The sequence below is a fragment of the Streptomyces sp. NPDC015220 genome (assembly GCF_043079345.1).
Classification (GTDB): Bacteria; Actinomycetota; Actinomycetes; order Streptomycetales; family Streptomycetaceae; genus Streptomyces.
This window is the reverse complement of the sequence record NZ_JBIBUK010000012.1, coordinates 1-16460: the sequence shown is the minus strand read 5'-3', so window position 1 is coordinate 16460 and position 16460 is coordinate 1. Positions and strand designations below refer to the sequence as shown.

Here is a 16460-nt window from a genome sequence, read left to right as displayed (position 1 = left end):
TCCTTGTTGCAATCCTGACGCGTACGGCCCGCCCCCGTGCGGAGCCGGGCTCAACCGCCGTACACCGCCTCGACGTAGACGGTCCTGGGCGGCAGGTGTTCCACCACCATCACCACCGTGCCCCGCTCGATCCGGCCCTTCCCGTCCGCCGCGTAGGCGAGGAAGTGCTCGGCGCCGCCGCGCACCCGGACGATCACCTCGCCCACGAGCCCCGGTCCGATCGCTCCGGTGACCCGCCCCACGAGCCCGACCAACGACGCATCGTCCATGGCGACAGCGTACGGGCGGAAGCCCGTCACGGGGCCCGACTGGCCCGGGCGGGTCCGCCATGCCGCGGGAGGCCCGCCGCCGCGGCGCCCCGAAGAGCCGCCGCGGTCTCATCCGTCCTGCTCCGGGCGGTTCGTGGGGGCCTCGCCGCCGTCGGGGCGGGCCCCGTCGTCCCCGTCGTCCCCGTGTGCTCCGGAGGACCCGTTCAGCAACGGCGAGCGCGACAGCACCATGACGGCCGCCGCGGCGGCCGCCGCGGCCAGGACGGCCAGCACGATGAACAGGCCCCCGCGCACCTGTTCGTGGAAGACCAGTACCCCCCACAGGATGCCGATCACCGGATCGGCCATGGTCAGGCCGGGCTGGGTGGCCAGCAGACGGCCCGCCTGCATCGCCGACTGGAGCAGGAACATCGCACAGGCCCCGACGGCGATCATGGCCCACAGTCGCCAGCCGGCGAACACCGCGGCCAGCCCCTGTGAGTAGGTGTCGGTCACGCCCTTGATCAGGGCGGCGGTCAGGCCGAAGGCGCACCCGGTCGTCGCGCCCAGGAGTGCCGCCCGGCGGGTGCCCGTGGCCCGCCTCGCCCACAGGACACCGGCCGCGATCAGCAGCACGTTGGCCGTGCCCCCGATCAGCCAGCCCTGCCAGGAGGCGAACGAGGAGGCGCCTCCGCTCGGCCCGAGCGCGAAGAGCAGCCCGGCCACGCCCGCCGCCATGACCGCCGAGGCGCCCCACTCCCGCCGGCCCACGTCGCTGCCCAGGAGGAACCCGGAGAGGACCAGCGCGATCGGCAGGTCCAGGGCGAGCAACGGCTGGACCAGCGAGATCTGCCCGAAGCCCAGGGCGACGGCCTGCAGCAGGAAACCGCTGATCAGCGACAGGACGCCGGCCAGCCACACCGGGCGGTGCAGGAGGTGCCACACCAGGCGCAGACTCAGGTTCTCCTCCGCGGGTTCTTCCCGCGCGGCCTTGCGCTGCAGCGCCGACGCCAGGGCATTGGCCACGGCCGCGAGCACCGCCAGAAGGGGGCTGAGCAAGGCAGGGCTCCTCGGTTCCGGTCAGGAAGAAACGCACGCTCCTTTGCTAACCCCTTCACCGGCCGATGGTGATGTCTTCGGCCCGGATGCCAGAAAAATCAGGCGATAGTACGAAGGGGGTCGGTGGGAAGTGCGTGGCTCCGCGAGAGGGAGGGGGACGCGCGAACGGCGGGCCGCCGCCGTTTGCCCGGGGCCGCCGGAGGAAACCCGGACCGCCGTGAGCCTCAATCCCAAGATCAAGAACCGTGAGAGCCCCACCGCTCCGGCCGGCCGTCGCAAGGGCGCCTGGCAGACCGTCCTGGAGAAGGGCGCCGGGCTCCTCCAGACGACCGCGCCGCTGAAGGACTTCGACGTCTACGTGGTCGGCTTCCACTGCGCCAAGGGGGAGCCGGACTTCCAGATGGAGGCCCACCATTTCTGCAGGATGGTCAACGGCGACCTGTTGCAGTGCGTGCTCTTCGACGGCAACACCCCCGACGCCAACCTCATCGGCATCGAATACATCATCTCCGAACACCTCTTCGACACCCTTCCGGCGGATGAACGGCCCTACTGGCATCCGCACAACTGCGAGGTCCTGTCCGGGCAGCTCGTGGCTCCCGGACTGCCCGAGAAGGCCGAGAAGGCGTTCATGAAGCAGCTCGTCAACTCGTACGGCAAGACCTGGCACACCTGGCACACCACCAGCCACGGCCGGCCCGGGATGGACCTGCCCTACGGCGATCCCAAGCTGATGTGGTCGTTCAACCGGGACGGGGAGTGCGACGAGAGCCTGATCGAGGACCGCGACCGGGCCATGGACCTGGACACCGCGGCCCGCCGCGCCGACCGGCAGAGCCTCGTCGAACGGGCCCGCCCGCAGCACGGCGTCGACGACATGAAGGACGACTTCCCCGGCAGTACCCCCGTCCCCGGCGTCCGGGACGTGCGCGGCGGCCCGCGTCCTTGACGGCCGGGCGCGGCGCCGCCCGACCGGCGTGCCCGGCCGCCCCCGGGGGTCCCGCCCGCGCCGCCCGACCGGCGTGCCCGGCCGCCGGTCTCCTCAGCGGGCCGGCAGCCTGCGCAGCCAGTCCAGGCGGGCCCGCGCCGCGGACCGCGTCAGCGCGGCCCGCGGGGCGAGGCCGTCGAAGCCGTGGCACCCGCCCGGCCAGACGTGGAGTTCGGCGACACCGCCGGCCTGCCAGATGCGGGAGGCGTAGGCGACGACCTCGTCGCGGAAGGTCTCGGCCGAGCCCACGTCGAGGAAGGCCGGAGGCAGCCCGGACAGGTCCTCGGCCCGGGCCGGCGCGGCGTAGGGGGACACGTCCGGGGCGCCGCGCCGGTCGCCGAGCAGCGCGGTCCACGCGGTCTCGTTGGCCCTGCGGTCCCAGACGTCGACTCCCGCCATCTGGCGGGCGGACGGCGTGTCGTTGCGGTCGTCGAGCATCGGGGACATCAGCATCTGCGCCATCGGCCGCGGCCCCTTCCGGTCCCGCAGCAGCAGCGCGAGCGCCGCGGCGAGGCCGCCGCCCGCGCTCGCGCCGACGAGGACGATCCGCCCCGGGTCGGCGCCGAGCTCGCCCGCGTGCTCCGCCGTCCACAGCAGGCCCGCGTACACGTCCTCGACCGGCGCGGGGTGCGGGTGCTCCGGCGCCAGCCGGTACTCCACCGACACAACGACCGCGTCCAGCTCCTTGGCCCAGGCCAGGGCCGTGTTCACGCCGAGCCTGTTGCACCCGAGGACCATGCCCCCGCCGTGCACGTGGTACAGGACGGGCCGCCGGGCGCCGGCGGTCCGCGCGGTGGGTCGGCAGACCAGCAGGGCGACGCCGGGCGTGCCCCGAGGGCCGGGCGCCGTCCGGTCGGTCACCTCGAAGGCGCCGTCCATGGTCAGGTCCAGCAGTTCCGGCAGCCGGGCGGCATCGCTGTCCCGGGCGGCCGTGACGTCCGCCAGGGTGGTCAGGCCCGGCCGCAGCAGGTCCCCGGCCTCCTCCAGAGCGGCGGCGAGCTCCGGGTCGAACGGGGGCGGGACCGGCGTCATGGCGTCTCCTCGGGTGCGGATGGCGGTGCGCGACGGCTCGTACGACCGGCTCGTCCGGTGCCTCGTACGACGGTTCGCGGGGCGCGCCCTGTGCGGCCATGGTCGCGCCTACCCGCTGGGAGCGCCGACGCCGCCACCGGGTCGGCACGCGGGCCCCCGGGCACGGAACCGGCCGGCTAGACCGCCGCCGCGCCGCCGCGCCGCCGCCGGGCCGGGCCGGCGGACCCGGACGCCGAGAAGGGGTCGGAGCCGTGTGGGCTCCGACCCCTTCGGCCGGCCGGGTGGAAGTCGCCCCGGGGCGACGTCGCCGGATCAGGCGGCGACGGTCTCGCCGGCGTGGCCGTGCAGGCGGGCGACGACCTCGGTCAGCTGGGCGGCGACCTCGGCGTCGTCGACCGGGTGGGTCTCGGCGAAGCGGGTCACGGAACCGGGGATGGACAGCTTGATGTCCTCGATCACCTTGCCGCCGGCGATGCCCACGGCCTTGCGGGTGTCGTCCTGCGCCCAGACGCCGCCGTACTGGCCGAAGGCGGTGCCCACGACCGCGACGGGCTTGCCGCCGAAGGCGCCGGCGCCGTAGGGGCGGGACAGCCAGTCGATGGCGTTCTTCAGCACGGCCGGGATGGTGCCGTTGTACTCGGGCGAGAAGAGGAGGAAGGCGTCGGCGGCCTGGGCGGCGGCACGCAGCCGGGCGGCGGCCGCGGGCACGGTGCCCTCGACGTCGACGTCCTCGTTGTAGAACGGAACGTCGGCCAGGCCCTCGAACACCTCCACCTCGGCACCCTCGGGGGCGAGCTTGACCGCGGCCTCGGCGAGCTGACGGTTGTGGGAACCGGCGCGAAGGCTGCCGACGAGCGCGAGGATGCGAACAGACATGGGGGACTCCAAGCGATGGAATGTGAGTACGCCAGCGGCGACGCTGCCGCTACGATCCGGACCGAAGTCCGTTTTAACTTTCTACCATCCTAAGCGGACCACGGTCCAGTTCTGTTCCCGATGCTTTACGCTGTCTTCATGTCCAGCTCCCTGCCGCCGTTCCCCCTGCCCGAGGGGCCCGTCGAGACGAAGCCGGTGCTGCTCGAGATCGGCGGCGGCGCGGACGAGCCCGGTCTGCGCGCCGACGCCGCGCGCAATCGCGCCCGGCTGCTGGACGCGGCCGCCCGCCTGGTCGCGGAGCACGGCGCGGCCGGCGTCACGATGGAGGCGGTGGCCGCGGCGGCCAAGGTGGGCAAGGGCACGGTCTTCCGCCGCTTCGGCGACCGCACCGGCCTGCTGACGGCGCTGCTGGACCATTCCGAGAAGAAGTTCCAGGCCTCGTTCCTCAGCGGCCCGCCCCCGCTGGGCCCCGGAGCCCCGCCCGGGCAGCGGCTGCGGGCGTTCGGCTGCGCCGCGCTGCGCCGTGCCGCCGACGACCTGGAGTTGCAGCTCGCGGCCGAGGCGTGCCCGGACCGCCGTTTCCTCGTGCCCGCCCGCCGGGTCCGCCACGGTCATGTGGTGATGCTGCTGCGGCAGGTCGTCCCCGACGCGGACGTCGAACTCCTCGCGCAGACGCTGATGGGCTATCTGGAGCCCGCCCTCATCCACCATCTGACCCGGCAGTGCCGCATGCCGATGGAGCGGGTGCAGTCGGGTTGGTCCGACCTGGTCGAGCGCCTGACCGCCGGTCCGTCCGCCCGCTGAGTCCCGGGCCGCCGGAGCCGGCTGACGCGCGGTCACTCGTGGCCGGCGAACATCTCCAGCAGCCCCCGCGGCGCGTCCTCGCCGAAGAGCGGCGTGGCACCGCGGGCCCACTGTGCCGCCGCCTCGCTGCGCGGGGACATCCTCTCCTCGTACGCCGTCAGCGCGGTCTCGACGTCATCAGGCCGGGCGGCGGGGCAGCGGGCCGGTTCGGCTCCGTCGAGCATGGCGAGGTCGGCGCCCTCGCCGGCGAACGGGGACATCAGGTGCGCGGCGTCGCCCACCGGCGTGACGCCGGAAACGCGGTCCCAGCGGTGGCCGGCCGGCAGCGCGTGGCGAACGAGTTCGGCCGACACGGGTTCCCGCATGGCATCCGAGCGGCTTCCCCCGCCCTAAACGCCCGCCCCCGCTTTCTGCCAAGATGCGGTACGTCATGGTGCAGATACCGAAACCCGCCGCGCCCGCGTCGACCGCACCGCACTCCGTCCCCACGAGTGCCGATGTGGCCCGACTGGCCGGCGTCTCGCGCGCGACCGTCTCCTACGTCCTGAACAACACCGGCGCCGTACGGATCAGCGAGCCGACCCGCCGCCGGGTCCGCGAGGCCGCCGAGGAACTCGGCTACGTACCGCACGCCGCCGCGCGCAGCCTGCGCGCCGGGCACAGCCGCATGGTCCTGATGCCTGCCCCGTCCGTCCCGGTCGGCCCGCTCTACGGCCGCTTCATCAACGAACTCCAGTGGGCGCTCGGCCGGCTGGACTACACCGTCGTGCAGCACGGCGGAGTGGACCTGCACGGCGTCGACGCCGCCCGCGCCTGGGCCGAGTTACGTCCGGTCGCCGTCCTGGTTCCCGGATCGGCGATCGGCCCCGACGGGGTCGCGGTGCTGAGGCGCTCGGGCGCCCGCGCCGTCGTCACCCTGGGCCCCGAACCCGTCGACGGCGCCCATGCCCTGCTGATGGACCACGAGAGCGTCGGCCACCGGGCCGGCGCCCACCTGCACGCCCGGGGCCGCCGCCGGATCGGCGTGGTGGTGCCCGAGGAACGCGGCCTCGACGTGTTCTCGCGGCCCCGCCTGGCCGGCGTACGGCGCGCCCTGGACGGCACCGGCGGGACGGTGGCCGAACTGCCCCTGCGCTACGACGAGCGGTCCGCGGCCCGCCTCGCCGCGCGCTGGAGCGACCTCGGCCTGGACGCGGTGTTCGCCTACAACGACGAGTACGCCATGCTCCTGATGCGCGCCCTTCAGGACGAGGGCGTCCGCATCCCGGAGGAGACGGCCGTGCTCGGCGCCGACGACCTGATGCTCGGCCGGTTGCTGCGGCCCAGGCTGAGCACCGTGCGCATCGACCTGCCGGCCAGCCGCGACCTCGCCGAACTCGTCGACCGCGCCGTGCGCGACCCCGCGGCCGAACCGGAGCGGCACACCGTGCGGGCCGCCACGGTCGTCCACCGCGAGTCGAGCTGACCCGGGCCCGCGCACGAAGGACGGGGTCCCTTCCGGATCGGAAGGGACCCCGTTCGATGTCGGACCGGCGGCAGGACGGAACCTGATCAAGACCGGTGACAAGCCGGAACCCGAGCACCCTGGTGGCCGCTCACCGGCTGAGCGCCGGTCGGCCACCGTCGGGTCACTGACCGTTCTGCTCCGACTGGGCCTGCTGCTCGGCGACCGCCTTGCGGACCTCGTCCATGTCCAGCTCGCGGGCCTGCCCGATCACATCGGCCAGGGCCGCCTCGGGCAGCGCGCCGGGCTGCGCGAACACGGCGACCTGGTCACGCACGATCATCAGCGTCGGAATGGACTGGATGCCGAAGGCGGCCGCCAGCTCCGGCTGCGCCTCGGTGTCCACCTTGCCGAACACCAGGTCCGGGTTGTCCGCGGCGGCCTTCTCGTAGACCGGGGCGAACGAACGGCACGGCCCGCACCAGGACGCCCAGAAGTCGATGAGGACGAACCCGTTGTCCGTCACCGTCTGGTCGAAGTTCTCCTTGGTGAGCTCCACGGTGCTGCTCATTGCGTGTTCCCTCTTCCTGATGTCGGGTTGAGCCGTCCGCACAACACGGCCGGTCCACGGACTATTCCGTGCGCGCAAGGGGCTGTTCCGCGCGCGTACCCGTGTGGCCGACGCGTACGCCACCCACCAGACTGACCCCATGACGGAAACGGAAAACATCGCGTACGACGTCGTGGTGCTCGGTGCCGGGCCCGTGGGGGAGAACGTGGCCGGCCGCACCCGCGCCGCCGGCCTGTCCACCGCGGTCGTGGAGAGCGAACTCGTCGGCGGCGAGTGCTCGTACTGGGCCTGCATGCCCAGCAAAGCCCTGCTGCGCCCGGTCATCGCCCGCGCCGACGCCCGCCGCCTGCCCGGTCTGAGCGAGGCCGTGCGGGGTCCCCTCGACGCGGCCGCGGTCCTCGCCCGCCGCGACGGGTTCGCCTCCCACTGGCACGACGACGGGCAGGTCGGCTGGCTCGACAGCATCGGCGCCGACCTCTACCGCGGACACGGCCGCCTGGCCGGTCCGCGCACGGTCACGGTCACCGGCCCGGACGGCGAGCGCCGGACGCTGACCGCCCGGCACGCGGTCGCGGTCTGCACCGGCACCCGCGCCCAGCTGCCCGGCCTGCCGGGCCTCGACGCCGTCCGGCCGTGGACCAGCCGCGAGGCCACCAGCGCCCAGGAGGTGCCGGGGCGGCTGCTCGTGGTGGGCGGCGGCGTGGTCGCCACCGAGATGGCCACTGCCTTCCAGGCGCTCGGCTCCCAGGTCACCGTCCTGGTCCGCGGCAAGGGGCTGCTCTCCCGCATGGAACCCTTCGCCGGCGAGCTGGTCGCCGACGCCCTCACCGAGGCGGGCGCGGACATCCGCACCGGCACCTCGGTGGAATCGGTGACCCGGGAGAACGGCGTCGTCGTGGCCGTCACCGGCGCGGGCGACCGCTTCGAGGCCGACGAGATCCTGTTCGCCACCGGACGCGCCCCGCGCACCGACGACATCGGCCTGGAGACCGTCGGCCTGGAGCCGGGCTCATGGCTGCGGGTCGACGACACGCTGCGCGTCGAGGGCACCGACTGGCTGTACGCCTGCGGTGACGTCAACCACCGCGCACTCCTCACCCACCAGGGCAAGTACCAGGCCCGGATCGCGGGCGACACCATCGGCGCCCGGGCCGCGGGCACGACCGGGCCGGCGACGGACCCGTGGGGCGCGCACGCGGCCACCGCCGACCACCACGCCGTCCCCCAGGTCGTCTTCACCGACCCGGAGGCCGCCGCGGTCGGCCTGTCGCTGGCGGAGGCCGAAGAGGCCGGCCACCGGGTCCGCGCCGTCGACGTGGACCTCTCCTCGGTCGCCGGTGCGGGACTCTACGGCGACGGCTACCGGGGCCGCGCCCGAATGGTCGTCGACCTCGACGAGCGGATCCTGCGCGGCGTCACCTTCGTCGGTCCCGGCGTCGGCGAACTGCTGCACTCGGCGACCGTCGCCGTCGCCGGACAGGTCCCGGTCGACCGGCTGTGGCACGCGGTCCCGTCCTACCCGACGATCAGCGAGGTCTGGCTGCGGCTGCTGGAGGCGTACCGGGGTTAGGCCGGCTGTCCCGGGCGTCGCGGGAGCTCGAAGCCGAGGGCGCGTGCGGCCTCGTCGGGCGTGGGCTGGTTCCAGCGCGTCCCCATGGCCTCGCGCGAGGACAGCGAGCGCAGCTCGGCGCGGTCGAGGTAGAGGGTGCCGCCCAGGTGATCGGTCTCGTGCTGCACGATGCGGGCCGGCCAGCCGGTGAACACCTCGTCCACCGCCCGGCCGAGCTCGTCCCGCGCGCGCAGGCGCACCGCGGCGTGCCGCGCCACCACCGCCTGCCACCCAGGCACGCTCAGACAGCCCTCGTAGAACGCGGCCCGTTCCGCGCCGACCGGCTCGTACGAGGGATTGACCAGCACGCGGAACGGCTGCGGCACCCGCCCGCGCACGAGCCGCACCTCCTCGGGCACCGGCGCCGGGTCCTCGATCACCGCGATCCGCAACCCGACGCCGACCTGCGGCGCGGCCAGTCCCACACCCGGCGCGGCGCGCATCGTGACGCGCAGCGCCTCGACGAACCGGGCCAGCAGCGCGGGCGCCAACTGACCGTCGAACGGTTCGGCGGCGCGCCGCAGCACCGGATCACCGGCCGCGACGATGGGCAGCGGGCCGTCCACGGCGAGGAGTTCCTCGACCCGCTCGACAAGGGGGGTACGCGCGTTCGGAGAAGCCATCGCGCCAGCATGCCACGGTCCGCCGCCGGGCCCGGGGGAGAACGCAGCCCGTCGGGGCGCCCGCCGACGACCGTGCCGTCGGCGAGGAGGACCCGCCCCGGGAAGCGGACGGCATACGCCGCCCCGGGGCGCCCGGAGCGGCGTACCGCCGGGTGCGACGGCGTACGGTCGTGCCGTCGGCGTGAAGTAGCGTGGTGCGACACGCCGACGCCGGAGGGAGAGACGGACATGGTGACGCAACACCGGCGCGCCCGGCGCGGACAGGGGGAACTGGAGGGCCAGGTCCTCGGCGCGCTGCGCGAGGCGGACGCCCCGGTCACCGCCGCGTGGGTGCAGGAGCGGCTCGGCGGCGACCTCGCCTACACCACCGTCGTCACCATCCTGACCCGGCTGCTCGCCAAGGACGTGGTCTCCCGGGAACGCCGGGGCCGCTCCTTCGTGTGGACGCCGACCGCGGACGTCGCCCGTCTCGCGGCCCTGCGGATGCGCCGGCTGCTGGACGGCGAGCGGGACCGCGAGGCGGTCCTGGCCAGCTTCGTCACCGCGCTGCCGCCCGGTGACGAACAGGTCCTGCGCGCCCTCCTCGAGGCGGCGGACGACGCGGACGACCGGCGCGGGACCGCCGACGAGGGCGTCGACGACCGGGCAGGGGAGGGCCGGTGACCGGCAGGAGCCCGGGCACGCCGCCCGCGCCGGGCGGCGGTACGGAGGACTGACACGGCATGGGAGTCTTCGTGTTCCTGCCGCTGGTGCTGCCCCTGTCCGCCTGGCCCGTCGCACGGCTGGCCGAACTGCACCTGCACCCGCGTACCGCCACCCGGCTGCTGACCGCGGTGGCCTGCGTCATGTCCGTGTGCAGCACGCTGTGCCTCGCCCTGCTCATGGTCGTCGGCACGGCGCAGCTTCCCGGCAACCCGCTCCCGGACGGCTGGTCCGATCCCGAGGTCAGGGCCGCCGTCCCGCAGGACGGCATCGCGGGGCGCGTGGCGATCCCCGCCCTGGGAGCGGTGGCGGCGGCCTGCGGCCGCACACTGTGGCGCCACGGCCGGGTCACCCGGCGCGCCCGGCGGGCCCTGACCGGTGTGCGCGGTTCCACGGTCGTGGTGCTGCCCGACGGCACGCCGTACGCGTACGCGCTGCCCGGGAGTCCCGGGCGGATCGTCGTCACCACCGCGCTGCTCGACGGTCTCTCCCCGGCCGAGCGGCGCGCCCTGTTCGCGCACGAGCGCGCCCATCTGGCCGCCCGCCACCACCGGCACCTGCTCGCCGTCCACCTGGCCGCCCGGGCCAACCCGTTCCTGCGCCCGCTGCGCTCCGCCGTGGCCTACACCGCCGAGCGGTGGGCCGACGAGGAGGCGGCCCGCGTGGTCGGGGACCGGCGCGTGGTGGCCCGGGCGATCGGCAAGGCAGCGCTGCTGTCGCCCGCCGCGCCCGCGCCCACACTGGCCGCGCTGGCCGCCGCCGGGCCGGTGCCGCGCCGGGTCGCGGCCCTGCTGGCGCCCGCGCCCGCCGTGCGGCGCTGGCCGCCGCTGTCCACGGCGGTCGGCGCCGCCGCGTGGGGCGCCGCCGCCGGCGCGGTGGTGTCGGCGATGTCCTCGGCGAACTCCGCGGTCACCCTCTTCCTGGTCCTCCAGGCCGCGACACCCCTCTAGCCGGCGCCCCGGGGAGGGCCGCGCACCCTCCGGGGGGTGCCGCGCCGGCTCCGGGAGCGCGGGCGCCCGCCCCGGGGCGGGCGCACACCGCCTCGGAGCGGGCTGTACCGCCCTGGGGCGGGTCACGCCTCGAACTCGCCGGTGAACGCCGACGCGATACGCAGGTGCGTGGCCGCCTCCTCGTGCCGCCCCTGCCGCTGGAGCGTGCGGCCCAGCATCAGCCGGGCGTAGTGCTCCACCGGGTCGCGCTCCACGATCACGCGCAACTCCGCCTCCGCGCGCCGCAGCTGGGCCGAGTGGTAGTAGGAACGCGCCAGCAGCAGCCGCGGGCCGGTCTGCTCCGGCACCTCCTCCACCAGCCCGTCCAGCACCCGCGCGGCACCGGCGTAGTCCCTGGCGTCGAAGAACAGCCGCGCGCGCTCCCAGCGCTCCGCCGCGGTCCCGTGGTCGTAGTACGTCGTCTCCACTCTGACCTCCTTCGACGCCGTCAACCGAACCAGTTAGTTGAATATTCCACTAATCTTGGACGGGTGACCGACGCTCGCGCCCACCCGGGGAACACGCCTGCCGGCCCCGACTCGGCCGGACGCGCTGACGGGAGCGGTCGCGCGGGACTAGGTTGGGCGGCATGAGCAACCTTGATCGCCAGGCGGTTCCCGCGGTGTGCGGCGGCCGGGGGTTCGTGGTGGCGGAGCCCGTGCGCGAACTCCTCAGCCCGCGCCGCGTCCCGCTCGGCGAGTCCACCGAAGTCCGCCGGCTGCTGCCCAACCTGGGCCGCCGCATGGTGGGGGCCTGGTGCTTCGTCGATCACTACGGTCCCGACGACATCGCCGAGGAGCCCGGCATGCAGGTGCCCCCGCACCCGCACATGGGACTGCAGACGGTGAGCTGGCTGCACGAGGGCGAGGTGCTGCACCGCGACTCGACCGGGAGCCGGCAGCTGATCCGCCCCGGGAAGCTGGGCCTGATGACCTCCGGCCGGGCCATCAGCCACTCGGAGGAGAGTCCCCGGTCGCACGCCCGCTTCCTGCACGGCGCCCAGCTCTGGGTCGCCCTCCCGGACACCCACCGCCACACCGACCCGCGCTTCGAACACCACGCCGACCTGCCGACCGTCACCGCGCCGGGTCTCACGGCCACGCTGATCCTGGGCGACCTCGACGGCGCGACCTCACCCGGCACCGCCTACACCCCGATCGTCGGCGCCGACCTGTCCCTGACCCGCGGCGCGGACGTACGCCTGCCCCTGGAACCGGACTTCGAGTACGCCGTGCTGTCCATGTCCGGCGAGGCCCACGTCGACGGCGTACCGGTCCTGCCCGGCTCGATGCTCTACCTCGGCTGCGGCCGAGCCGAACTCCCGCTGCGCGCCGAGTCGGACGCGGCCCTGATGCTCCTGGGCGGAGAACCGTTCGAGGAGGAGCTGATCATGTTCTGGAACTGGATCGGCCGGACGCAGGAGGAGATCGCCCAGGCCCGCCGGGACTGGACGGAAGGGACACGCTTCGGTGAGGTCAAGGGGTACGACGGGGCTCCGCTGCCCGCGCCGTCGCTGCCGGCGTTGCCGTTGAAGCCGCGGGGGAGGACGCACTGACCCGCGGTATGCGTCGGTTCCGCTGACCGCTGGGGCATCGGCGGTCAGCACTTCTCACCGCGTTCGGTCCGCCGTCGCGACGGGGGCTGTTCGCGAAGTAGTGGGACGACGAAGCCCGGCCTGAGCGCTCCGGTGGGGCTTCGTCGTGAAGTCGTCTGCGCCGGCCTGCACGATGCGGTTGGCGCCTCGTGTGAACGTGTTTGCGCGGTGCCTTCGCCGGCGCGCTTGATGTGTGATCGCGCGCGTTGGACGGGATCCGTGATCCAGGAGCACGATCTTGAACGTCCTGCGTGATCCCTACGCGGAGAGAAGGCGCTGCGGCCCGCCCGTAAAGCCTGACAAGCCTGACGGACCGCCGCGGGCGGGAGCTCCGTCGTGTGTCCCGATGCCGAGCGCGAACGCGAAAGGGCTCCTCCGGTCGGCCCGAGGAGCCCTTGCGTGGTGCGGTGTCCGGTCGCGAGGTCAGCGCGTCGACTGCTGCTCCAGCGTCTCCTTCATGACCTGGGAGCCCCGGACGACGCGGAGCCGGACCTGCTCGGCCATGTCGTGAGGCAGGACATCGGTGGTCCAGACGAGCCGGCAGCGGTCGGCGCCCTCGGGGATGACCTGGAACGACGCGTGGTGATGGGTGAGCGGGATCTTGAACCCCTCGGCCGCCGAGTACGCGAGGCGACGCAGGTCGTCGTCGATGCTGACGATCAGTTCGCGGATGACCGCGTCACCGGGCACGGTCAGGTACCGGGTGTCGCCGTCCATGCGGGCGTCGAGGACGTAGCCGGGAATGAGGCGCTTGTGCACCGCCTCCACATCCCGGACCGCGTCCCAGACGTCCTCGGCGCTGGATTCGATCACGATGTCCTGAACGATGGTTGCGATGGCCGTTCTCCCTCGTCTGTCTGGTTCTGTGAGAATCCGGAGTGACATCCGCCGGGCCGGGCGCTCGGGTGTCGGATGACACGGCGTCACCCTAGCCGATTCCTCCACCGCCTCAGGGGGGATGACGCCGGGGCAGCCGATCCATGTGGCCGGGTTGACGGTTCAACAAGAATGGACGGGCCGGCAATTCACGATCCTGTGGCGTGACACACCGTGCCCGAGTCGGCACTCTGTGGATCACTTGCCGAGAGTGCTCGCTTGCCCGGCAGAGTCTCGCCTATGATGCGAGCGTCAGGTCGGGGGTTCAGCGCTGGGGAGATTCTGGATCCTGACGGGGGAACTGATTAGGGGGATTCCGTTTTGCATGTCTGCAACGGAAACGGGGGGCGCGAAATCATGTGTCGCGCCTGGCAGACCATTCCTGTGCGCCTGACGGCGTACTGATCCTCAAGACGTACTGATTCTGTCGTCTGTGCATTCTGTGAACGCGTCGGTCTGACGCGAGAACAGCGACATGCGAAAAGGGCGGGTCCGCGCCGAAGCGTCGTCCGCTCCTGCAAGCAATTGCTTACTAAGGATGCCGTCATGCGTCCCTGCCACCAGGCTTGGCCAGCGGCACTCCTCGGTTCTGAGGGGGACCAGACCCGTTATGGACGAGCTTCTCGGCAGGCTGTTGTGGCGTCAGTTGGTCGCGGTGGGCTGGTTCGAGGGCGGGGTGGGGGACTTCTCCGCCGTGACCGCCCGTGTCCGTCCGGCGCGGCACGTGGCGCGGTGGCTGGAGGCCAGCCTGGTGATGCTCGACGAGCTCGGTGTGGTCCGCTTCTCGGACGGGAGGTGCACCGGCCGGGTCGAGGACGCCGACGCCCTGTGGGCGGAATGGGACCGCACGAAGGAGACGTGGTTCGCCGACGCCAGCGTGCGGCCGCGCCTCGTCATCGCCGAGGCCATGCTGCGGGCCCTGCCCGAGGTCCTGCGCAGTGAGAAGCTCCCCACCGACATCATCTTCCCCGGCGGCTCGGTGGATCAGGTCCGCGCCGTCTACCAGGGCAACCCCCTCGCGGACTTCTTCAACACGTGGACGACCGACGTCGTCGTCGCCTACGTCCAGGAACGCCTGGAGGCGGAGCCCGGTGCGCGACTGCGTCTGCTGGAGGTCGGTGCGGGCACCGGTTCCACCAGCGTCGAGGTGTTCCGCAAGCTGAGGCCCTATCAGCACGCCATCGCCGAGTACTGCTACACCGACCTCTCCCGCGCCTTCCTGAACCACGCCGAGGCCGTCTACGGCCCGGACACTCCCTACCTCTCGTACCGGCTGCTCGACATCGAGCGCAGCCCAGAGGAGCAGGGCTTCGACCTCGGCTCCTACGACCTGGTGCTCGCGGCCAACGTGCTGCACGCGACCCGTCGGATCGGGGTCACGGTCGACAACGTCAAGACCCTGATGCGACCGCAGGCCCTGCTCGTCCTCAACGAGATGGCGGGCATCAACCTCCTGACACACGCCGCGTTCGGCCTGCTGGAGGGCTGGTGGCTGCACGAGGACCCCGAGCTGCGGATCGCCGGCAGCCCGGCGATCGAATCGGAGGTCTGGCAGGCCGTCCTGGAGAGGGCGGGTTTCCGCTCGGTGTTCTTCCCGGTCCGGGAGTCGCACCATCTCGGTGGCCAAGTCGTCGTGGCGGAGAGCGACGGTGTGTTCTCCGGCGGACCGTCCGTGTCGGCGCCGGCCCCCGTGCGTGCCGAACCGGTACGCGAGGCGGAGCTCGAGCCCGAGTCGCCCGCGAGTGCGGAGACCACGGCCGACGACGTGCACGACCGGCTGCGGGCGGAGCTCGCCGAGGCGCTGAAGATGCCGGTGGCCGGCATCAACGGGGACACCGCCTTCCGTGACTACGGGCTGGACTCGATCCTGGGAATCCAGTTCGTGCAGCGGGTGAACAAGGTGCTGGGCACCGATCTGGCGACGACGGTGCTGTTCGAGCACGGCGCGTTGAATCAACTCGCCGCATACATCACATCGTTGGGCCTTCCACCACGAGCGGCAGAGGTGACGGCGCCGATCGCGGCCAAGGTCGCGGAGCCGGTGACGACCGTCGCGCCGGTTCAGGTGGCATCGGTCGCGGTCGCGGTGGCGCCGGAAGAGGTCGCGGCAGAGACCGGCGGCGACGCCCTGGAGCCCATCGCGATCGTCGGTCTGAGCGGCCGGTTCGCCGGTTCCCGGACGGTCGACGAGCTGTGGGAGCATCTGGCCGCGGGCACCGACCTCGTCGGCGAGGTCACCAGGTGGCCGCTGGACCAGTACCTCGGAGCCGAGGCGGCCGCGGGCCTGCGCGGCAGTTTCCTCGACGGGTTCGACGAGTTCGATCCGTTGTTCTTCGGTGTGTCCGGGCTGGAGGCGGAGTTCATGGACCCGCAGCAGCGGGTCTTCCTGGAGGAGTCCTGGACCGCTCTGGAGAACGCGGGTTATGCCGGGGCGGGCATCCGGGGCAGCCGCTGCGGCGTCTACGCGGGCTTCTCCGGCGGCGACTACCACACGCTGTACCCGAACGGCATGAACTCGCCGCAGGCCATGCTCGGCCGGGCCGGTTCGATTCTGTCGGCGCGGATTGCGTACATGTTGGATCTGCGGGGTCCGGCGGTGACGGTGGACACGGCGTGTTCGAGTTCGCTGGTGGCGGTGCATCTGGCGTGTGAGGCGTTGCGTTCGGGTGGGTTGGACATGGCGTTGGCGGGTGGGGTGTTCGTGTTGAGCACTCCGGAGTTCTATGCGTCGGCGCAGGCGGCGGGGATGTTGTCGTCGTCGGGGAGGTGTGCCGCGTTTGATGCGGGGGCGGATGGGTTTGTGCCGGGTGAGGGTGCCGGTGTGGTGGTGTTGCGTCGGTTGCGGGATGCGTTGGCGGATGGTGATTTCGTCCATGGGGTGATTCGTGGGTCGGGTGTGAATCAGGACGGTGCGAGCAATGGGATCACGGCGCCGAGTGTGGGGGCGCAGGAGGCGTTGTTGGGGGAGGTGTGGGACCGGTTCGGGATCGATGCGGGTTCGATCGGTCTGGTGGAGGCGCATGGGACGGGGACCTCGTTGGGGGA

16 protein-coding genes and 1 pseudogene are annotated in these 16460 nt (G+C 73.0%); 8 read left to right on the top strand and 9 right to left on the bottom strand.

Annotated elements, in window-relative coordinates; genetic code table 11:
- Positions 1-50: 50 nt before the first annotated feature.
- Both ACF061_RS23065 and ACF061_RS23060 read right to left on the bottom strand, forming a co-directional pair.
- Positions 51-269, bottom strand: coding sequence for a hypothetical protein (locus ACF061_RS23065; RefSeq protein ID WP_392268829.1), 219 nt, complete (start codon positions 267-269; stop codon positions 51-53).
- Between the two features lie 108 nt (positions 270-377).
- Entirely contained in the window at positions 378-1307 is a 930-nt protein-coding gene (locus tag ACF061_RS23060; RefSeq protein ID WP_392268828.1) for a DMT family transporter, read from the bottom strand.
- Positions 1308-1524: 217 nt separating this feature from the next.
- Between ACF061_RS23060 and ACF061_RS23055 the strand changes: the two genes are divergently transcribed.
- The gene (locus ACF061_RS23055; RefSeq protein ID WP_392268827.1) at positions 1525-2256 is read left to right on the top strand and encodes an OBAP family protein; all 732 of its coding nucleotides are present in this window, start codon (positions 1525-1527) and stop codon (positions 2254-2256) included.
- Positions 2257-2349: 93 nt separating this feature from the next.
- Here the strand turns inward: ACF061_RS23055 and ACF061_RS23050 are convergent, their stop codons facing one another.
- Positions 2350-3327, bottom strand: a complete 978-nt coding sequence (locus tag ACF061_RS23050; RefSeq protein ID WP_392268826.1) for an alpha/beta hydrolase — start codon at positions 3325-3327, stop codon at positions 2350-2352.
- Between the two features lie 312 nt (positions 3328-3639).
- Positions 3640-4203 (bottom strand): NAD(P)H-dependent oxidoreductase, encoded by a 564-nt coding sequence (locus tag ACF061_RS23045; protein WP_392268825.1) that lies wholly within the window; start codon positions 4201-4203, stop codon positions 3640-3642.
- Positions 4204-4323: 120 nt separating this feature from the next.
- Between ACF061_RS23045 and ACF061_RS23040 the strand changes: the two genes are divergently transcribed.
- A complete protein-coding gene (locus tag ACF061_RS23040; RefSeq protein ID WP_392268824.1) occupies positions 4324-5007 on the top strand; it encodes a TetR/AcrR family transcriptional regulator in 684 nt (227 codons plus the stop codon).
- A 32-nt stretch (positions 5008-5039) separates the two neighbouring features.
- On the opposite strand, the pseudogene ACF061_RS23035 reads toward ACF061_RS23040, so the two are convergent.
- Positions 5040-5339: pseudogene (locus ACF061_RS23035) on the bottom strand (FAD-dependent oxidoreductase); the annotation flags it as partial.
- Between the two features lie 98 nt (positions 5340-5437).
- Between ACF061_RS23035 and ACF061_RS23030 the strand changes: the two are divergent.
- Complete coding sequence (locus ACF061_RS23030) at positions 5438-6472, top strand: LacI family DNA-binding transcriptional regulator (protein ID WP_392268823.1); 1035 nt, start codon at positions 5438-5440, stop codon at positions 6470-6472.
- A gap of 163 nt (positions 6473-6635) precedes the next feature.
- On the opposite strand, the gene trxA is transcribed toward ACF061_RS23030, so the two are convergent.
- On the bottom strand, positions 6636-7022 hold the full coding sequence (gene trxA / locus ACF061_RS23025) for a thioredoxin (protein WP_392268822.1): 387 nt from the start codon (positions 7020-7022) through the stop codon (positions 6636-6638).
- Between the two features lie 139 nt (positions 7023-7161).
- Between trxA and ACF061_RS23020 the strand changes: the two genes are divergently transcribed.
- Positions 7162-8592 carry a dihydrolipoyl dehydrogenase family protein gene (locus ACF061_RS23020; RefSeq protein WP_392268821.1) on the top strand — a complete coding sequence of 477 codons (1431 nt, stop codon included), beginning with the start codon at positions 7162-7164 and terminating at the stop codon, positions 8590-8592.
- Here the strand turns inward: ACF061_RS23020 and ACF061_RS23015 are convergent.
- Positions 8589-9254: a peptide deformylase gene (locus tag ACF061_RS23015; protein ID WP_392268820.1), complete on the bottom strand. Its 666-nt coding sequence runs from the start codon at positions 9252-9254 to the stop codon at positions 8589-8591. The two genes, ACF061_RS23020 and ACF061_RS23015, sit on opposite strands and share 4 nt — an antisense overlap.
- Before the next feature lie 228 nt (positions 9255-9482).
- Between ACF061_RS23015 and ACF061_RS23010 the strand changes: the two genes are divergently transcribed.
- Together ACF061_RS23010 and ACF061_RS23005 are read left to right on the top strand one after the other, a co-directional pair.
- Entirely contained in the window at positions 9483-9917 is a 435-nt protein-coding gene (locus ACF061_RS23010) for a BlaI/MecI/CopY family transcriptional regulator (RefSeq protein ID WP_392268819.1), read from the top strand.
- Positions 9918-9976: 59 nt separating this feature from the next.
- The gene (locus ACF061_RS23005) at positions 9977-10906 is read left to right on the top strand and encodes a M56 family metallopeptidase (RefSeq protein WP_392268818.1); all 930 of its coding nucleotides are present in this window, start codon (positions 9977-9979) and stop codon (positions 10904-10906) included.
- Positions 10907-11028: 122 nt separating this feature from the next.
- Here the strand turns inward: ACF061_RS23005 and ACF061_RS23000 are convergent, their stop codons facing one another.
- Positions 11029-11373 carry a tetratricopeptide repeat protein gene (locus ACF061_RS23000; protein ID WP_392268817.1) on the bottom strand — a complete coding sequence of 115 codons (345 nt, stop codon included), beginning with the start codon at positions 11371-11373 and terminating at the stop codon, positions 11029-11031.
- 161 nt (positions 11374-11534) lie between these two features.
- On the opposite strand from ACF061_RS23000, the gene ACF061_RS22995 reads away from it, so the two are divergent.
- Positions 11535-12500: a pirin family protein gene (locus tag ACF061_RS22995; protein WP_392268816.1), complete on the top strand. Its 966-nt coding sequence runs from the start codon at positions 11535-11537 to the stop codon at positions 12498-12500.
- A 462-nt stretch (positions 12501-12962) separates the two neighbouring features.
- On the opposite strand, the gene ACF061_RS22990 is transcribed toward ACF061_RS22995, so the two are convergent.
- Positions 12963-13424 (bottom strand): SRPBCC family protein, encoded by a 462-nt coding sequence (locus tag ACF061_RS22990; protein ID WP_392268815.1) that lies wholly within the window; start codon positions 13422-13424, stop codon positions 12963-12965.
- Positions 13425-14169: 745 nt separating this feature from the next.
- Between ACF061_RS22990 and ACF061_RS22985 the strand changes: the two genes are divergently transcribed.
- Positions 14170-16460: beta-ketoacyl synthase N-terminal-like domain-containing protein (locus tag ACF061_RS22985; protein ID WP_392268814.1), on the top strand; the 2291-nt coding region annotated here is incomplete at its 3' end.